The 4,654-nt window shown below is 62.0% G+C and carries 4 protein-coding genes; all 4 read right to left on the bottom strand.

From position 1 onward, the window contains the following. Nucleotides 1–1,636, bottom strand: a 1,636-nt coding sequence (locus E6K79_04315; protein ID TMQ65561.1) for a hypothetical protein, incomplete at its 3' end; no start/stop codon positions are given. 46 nt (nt 1,637–1,682) lie between these two features. Next, nucleotides 1,683–3,059, bottom strand: coding sequence for a sugar transferase (locus E6K79_04310; GenBank protein TMQ65560.1), 1,377 nt, complete (start codon nt 3,057–3,059; stop codon nt 1,683–1,685). Nucleotides 3,060–3,165: 106 nt separating this feature from the next. Beyond that, nucleotides 3,166–4,371 (bottom strand): DegT/DnrJ/EryC1/StrS family aminotransferase, encoded by a 1,206-nt coding sequence (locus tag E6K79_04305; GenBank protein TMQ65559.1) that lies wholly within the window; start codon nt 4,369–4,371, stop codon nt 3,166–3,168. Next, nucleotides 4,313–4,654 (bottom strand): DUF354 domain-containing protein (locus E6K79_04300; protein ID TMQ65558.1); only part of this gene is annotated, 342 nt, incomplete at its 5' end. The genes E6K79_04305 and E6K79_04300, both read right to left, overlap by 59 nt.

Genomic DNA, 4,654 nt, shown 5'->3' with positions numbered 1-4,654 from the left:
GCGCCCCCCTCCCGACTACAACCCCAGGTAGCAGGGTGCAGTTGGCTCCAATCTTCGCAAGGCTTCTCACCGTTACGCCGCCGAGGCACTCTTTGTAACGCGGGCAACCCATGGGGTGCGGATCATCCGTGAATACCACATGTGGCCCGACAAAGACGTGGTCTTCGATGATAGTCATCTCGAGGAAGCAACCCGAGTGAATTCGGGAGTCGTCACCGATCCGGTTGCCGAACTCCAGAACCGAATTGGTACCGATCGACACGCCATTCCCGATCTCATTGTCCTCACGAATCGAGACACCCTGTCCTGTCTGGAAAGAGTCTCCGATCGTGGTCCCAGCATAGATTGTGGTGAAGGGGCGGATGACCGCATTTGTTCCGATTACGAGGCGAACCTCGCCTGGTGCTTTCCCCCGCGGCGGCTTTCCCAGAACCAGAGGCGGCTCGAGGGTCGCGCCCTCCCCAATTTCGACGTTCGGGTAGATCTGGACCCCCGCAATCGCTTCTTCTGCAACGACCGGGACCCTTTCGGTCATTGGCGCGCCTCCACCAGAGTGCACCGGCGCAAGTACCGGCTCCAACCTGCTTCCGTTCCTCTCGGATCGCTCGATCGCCTCCAAGACACGAACCACCCTGAGCCCGCTGTGTCCGTCGGTACGCGGCCGTCGCTTGTTCATCGCGCAGTCCAGGAAGTGATCTATCTCGAGCTGCAGCGGCTCGGTAGCCGGGATGTGCGGAGAGATGATGTCCCCGGTCCGATAGGTGAGCGTGAACTCGTTGAAGGTTTCAGGCTCCTTGAACTCCACGCCACGATCAAACACCTTCACCGGCTCCATCGTGTTGGTGTCGTCATAGATAAGCATCTTGTGGGACCCGACGATCGTGGTCTGCCTCAATTTGCGTGGCGAGAGCCAGGAGGTCTGGATGTTCGCGACGGTCCCGTTCGCGAACTGGAGATTTATGAACGCGACGTCCGAGATCAGCGGCTGGACGAACGCGCCACCCATCGCCGCGACGGCGGACGGCTCGGCATTGAGCCAATAGAAGAGCATGGAGAGGTCGTGTGGGGCCAAATCCCAGATCACGCTGATATCCTTCTGGTGTAGCCCCAGGTTCACGCGAATCGCGGAGATGTAGTAGATCTCACCGAGACTACCGGACTCGATGATCTCCTTGATCTTGATGACCGGGGGCGAGTACTCGAACGTATGCCCCACCATGAGGGTCTTCCCGACCCTCTCCGCCTCACGAACCAAGTCTTCCGCCTCCGCCGAGGTCGCCGTCAGCGGCTTCTCCACGAACGTGTGGCGACCGGCCCGCAGACATGCCTTGGCGATTGCATGGTGTGTCGAAACCGGGGTCGCAACCAGTACAGCCTCGATGTCGGGCTGTGCGAGGAGATCTTCGACCCGGTTCAGGCATTGCAGGTGTGGAAATCTCTGCGCGGCCTTCGCCAGATTATCGAGATTCGCGTCGCAGACAGTCACGGACGAGCACTTGCGATTCTCGAGCAGATTTCGGATCAAATTCGGACCCCAGTAGCCGCATCCAACCACGCCGACGTGCATCTTCCCTCCCACCGTTAATACCCTCCCCGCCCCCGAAGCATCGCGGGCAACGTCTGGACGATCAGCCATAGGTCAGTCGCCACAGATCCATGATGCGCGTAGTGAAGATCCAGGATCACCATCTCGTCGAATGACTTCTTGCCGTCACCTGCCAAAGCCCGGTGCAGCCCGGGAGCACGTCCAGGCGACGGCGCTGCCACGGCCTGTATAGATCCCACTCGTAGGGAAGGCACGGCCTTGGACCGACAAGGCTCATATCCCCCCGGACTACGTTCCAGAGTTGTGGCAACTCATCGAGCGACAGGGCGCGAAGCCAAGCACCGACGCGCGTGACTCGAGGATCCTCCGTCAGCTTGTAGATCTTGGTGCCGTCCTCGGCCACCGTCGCGGGCGCACCATCTCGGATGTAGTTGCGGAGGTAGTTCTCATGGACCTTGGAATCGTTCCCGTCGACCATGGTGCGGAACTTGTACATCGCGAATTGGCGTCCGCCGCGCCCGATTCGGGGCTGCCGGAACAGAACGGGACCGGGGGAAGAGAGCTTCACGGCAACGGCGATCGCGATGAGCACTGGGGCCAACAGGAGGAGTCCGATCGACGCTCCGATGACGTCGACGACGCGCTTAACGAGCTGCTCGGGCCCGGAGAGATCGAATCGGCGGAACCTCATCACCGGGACCCCATCGTGATCGCCGATCGCGGATCGGCCCATGACCACCTGGAAACGATTCGAGATGATCTTGACCTCGGCCCGCTGGTCGAGGCACGCGAAGGCGACATCAAGAATGTCGTGAAGCCCCATGCCGTTCGGCTCGATGACCACCTCGCCAAATCCGTGCTCTTCGACGAGGCGGCCTGCATCCCTGGGCGTCAGATTCGCTAATGGGCGGGTCACGACCAGGCGCGAGCGCGCATCGCGCTCTTCCAGGTCCTGAGCGAGACGCTGGGCTCGATCGGTATCCCCAATCACCAGAATCGGACCGAGGCAGAGCCTGCGGTAGGCGCGCCGTGCGAGCGGCTGCACAAACCCGAGACGAGCCGCGAGCAGCGATAGGAATACGGCGGGCAGCGAGAGACCGACGACAAGACGGCTCTCGAAGGGAACCGGCAACTTGACCAAGAATGCCAGGAGGTGCGTGAGGACCCAGGCGGGAAGCAGGGCGCCGACGACGCGGAGAACCTGATCCGAGCCCGAGATCAAAGTTCGCGGTGCGTACGCATCCTGCGCGCTGAGCAATCCAACCCAAAGCAAGGCCCCCAAACCGATCACACAAATGCCACCGGGCGTCATGGCGGCCGCGAGAAGGTCGCTCGGAGTGAATCTAAGGAGCGCGGGGAGAACAAATCCAATCGCAACCGCGATCAGATCTGCGGCAATCGTGGCCGCTATCGCGATTCGATGTCGAGTGGCGCTGATAGGGCTCAGCGGCCGAAGCGGGGCGGACGCCTCCACGGGCCCGCTCGCGCTCCTTGCGAATGCTTCTAAATTCAGATCGGCCCTCCCGGCGACACCCCGCCGCCATCCCGGGGAGTTAGATCACGGGCGGGAATGGGATCCCCGCCTCCGGCGGTAGTGAATCAGCAGCCTGACTAGGATGTCAACGGTTATTCGGTTGGGGCACAGCCGTTAGACGGAAGGACTTCACGCCCAGAATGACCTCATCGAGCTGATCGCGCTTCATTTCAGGGAATATGGGCAACGAGAGGCCCTCTTGCGCCCACCGCTCGGCCACCGGAAAGTCTCCTGGTCGATATTTGAGCGGTTCGTACGCGGGTTGAAGGTGAAGCGGAACCGGATAGTGGAGTCCGGTCTGCACGCCGAGGCCCGTGAGGTGGTCCCGTAGCTCGTCTCGGTTTGGGGAACGAACAACGTAAAGATGGAAGACATGGTCTCGGTCGGGCGCTGTGACCGGGACCTCCACGTCGCTGTCGGAAAGCCCCGCCGAATAGTGGGCCGCATGGCCGGCCCGCGCGCGGTTCCACGCATCAAGGTGCCGCAGCTTCACTCCAAGAACGGCTCCTTGGATTCCTTCCATCCGGGCGTTGTAGCCGACCTCGGCGTGGTAATAGCGCCGTGACTGGCCGTGATCGCGCAGTCGCCGCACTCTCGCCGCCAGGTCCGGGTCGTTCGTAGCGACAGCGCCCGCTTCTCCGTAGGCACCAAGGTTCTTTCCTGGATAGAAGGAGAAGCATGAGGCCGCGCCGAAGGACCCAACGCGGACGCCGCGATACGCCGCTCCGTGCGCTTGGCAGGCGTCCTCGAGAACCGCGATGCCTCGCGATTCGGCGAATTTAATGATGGGGTCGAGATCCGCGGGCTGACCGTAGAGATGAACCGGGATGATGGCTCTCGTGCGTGTTGTCGTGGCCCCAAGGGGTGCAGCCGGGTCGAGGTTCCCCGTGTCCTCGCACACATCCACCAGTACCGGCCTGGCGCCCACGTGTGACACGGCCTCGGCCGTGGCGATGAACGTATGCGCGGGCACGATGACCTCGTCACCTTCTCCAACTCCCAAGGCGAGGAGTGAGAGTTGGAGCGCGGTTGTGCCGTTGCTTGTCCCAACAACGGAATCAACGCCCAGATATCGCGCGAAATCGCTCTCAAAGCGCTCAACGGCCGGGCCGAGGACGAACGCGGCATCCTCGATCACCTTCCGAATCGCTTCGTCGACTTCCAATTTGATTGCCCTGTACTGGGCCTTGAGATCTACGAATGGAACCGCCACCCGGCCTCCCTTCCTTGAGTCATCCCGCCCGCGCAAGATCCTCGATCTGATCGACCACGAAATCGCGAAGGCGCGCATTCAAATGTGGCCTGTCCGACACTGATTTCCTTCTCAGCTCAATTCGCTCTACCTCGTTCGGAGCTCCGATCTGGACCAGTCGCCCCTGGCGGATCAGCTCGGCATCGAGGGCACCTTGGGCTCCGGTGAAGATGCTGTACGCCGGTGTGCCCAGAAGCGCCGCCTCTCGGTTCATCGTCCCGCCGCCCGAGACGGCGAGGTCCGCTGTAGCAAGGAGCGAGGGCCCGTCGAGCGACGAGTCCGGAACGATGATGTTGTCCGAACGCCAGGTCGGTGGTGCGTC

It is taken from the genome of Candidatus Eisenbacteria bacterium (genome assembly GCA_005893305.1).
Lineage (GTDB): Bacteria > Eisenbacteria > RBG-16-71-46 > SZUA-252 > SZUA-252 > WS-9.
This window is presented reverse-complemented; position numbering and strand designations above follow the sequence as displayed.